This is a genomic window from Terribacillus saccharophilus, assembly GCF_002272075.1.
Taxonomy (GTDB): domain Bacteria; phylum Bacillota; class Bacilli; order Bacillales; family Amphibacillaceae; genus Terribacillus; species Terribacillus saccharophilus_A.
Genome location: NZ_NPBJ01000034.1, coordinates 1 through 867 on the forward strand (window position 1 = coordinate 1; position 867 = coordinate 867).

Here is an 867-nt window from a genome sequence, read left to right on the forward strand (position 1 = left end):
AAAGCATACCGCTTGGTTTGCTCGTGCTTATTGATTTCTAAAGCAAAAAAATGGATTGATCAAATAGATCAATCCATTTTCTTTATACTTCACCATTCATAATGGATGTGGGATTAGTATCTTTTCTCCATCAAAAGACATACCTTCCCCTCGCTTACTTCTTCTTCATACGGTGTATAGCCCATTTCCCCCCAAAAACAAACAGCTGATTTATTTCTTTTATATACTGCAAGGCGGCACGTATTCGTTTGTCGGCGTAACATACTTTCAAAATAATCATAAGCTTGCTTGGAGGTATTCGATCCCTGAAACTTCTTATGAATTACAAATGACTCTATCCAAGGTGTATTATCTAAAGGATTTTTCATCGTAAAATCAACGATTCCAATATACTTATGATCATTTTTGATGAGCATGCGACTCATATTATAGGATTGCGCTTTAACAAATTCTGTTTTGATATCTCCTATAGTAATTGTTTTTCTATTTCTGGATACTAGATTGTATTCCGGATTGGAATTCCTTATTGCAAGTTCTATAAACATCTTATTCATGTCGTTTTTCTCTAGACTAAACATAATAGTGATTAGTAGAACCTCTCTTTTGTTTAATAGCTTGTTTTTTATAAGCTACAACATCAACGTGTTTTTTACGTGTCCTTTACAAGGTGTTCATTGCAAAAGTGCATCCCAAGGACTCATTACCCAAAAAACTCTTCAAGGAAAATAACCAAGCTTTGATGAAAGCTCGCGATGCAGATGAAAAAGCAGCAGTAGCTTTAGAATCTGTTGTCGAAAGCATTCTAAAAGAACTTGAAACAATGCAAACTCGACTATTCGAGAAAGCAAAAGCATTAAAATCCCTGGC

The 867-nt window shown here is 34.7% G+C and carries 1 protein-coding gene; it reads right to left on the minus strand.

Annotation, left to right across the window (positions count from 1 at the left end; all coding sequences use genetic code 11):
- Positions 1–113: 113 nt before the first annotated feature.
- Entirely contained in the window at positions 114–554 is a 441-nt protein-coding gene (locus tag CHH48_RS16540; protein ID WP_095220423.1) for a GNAT family N-acetyltransferase, read from the minus strand.
- Positions 555–867: the final 313 nt, after the last annotated feature.

Bases quoted from the DNA above. Each gene is read 5' to 3' on its own strand.
- CHH48_RS16540 (WP_095220423.1), bottom strand. From the start codon at position 554: ATGAATAAGATGTTTATAGAACTTGCAATAAGGAATTCCAATCCGGAA.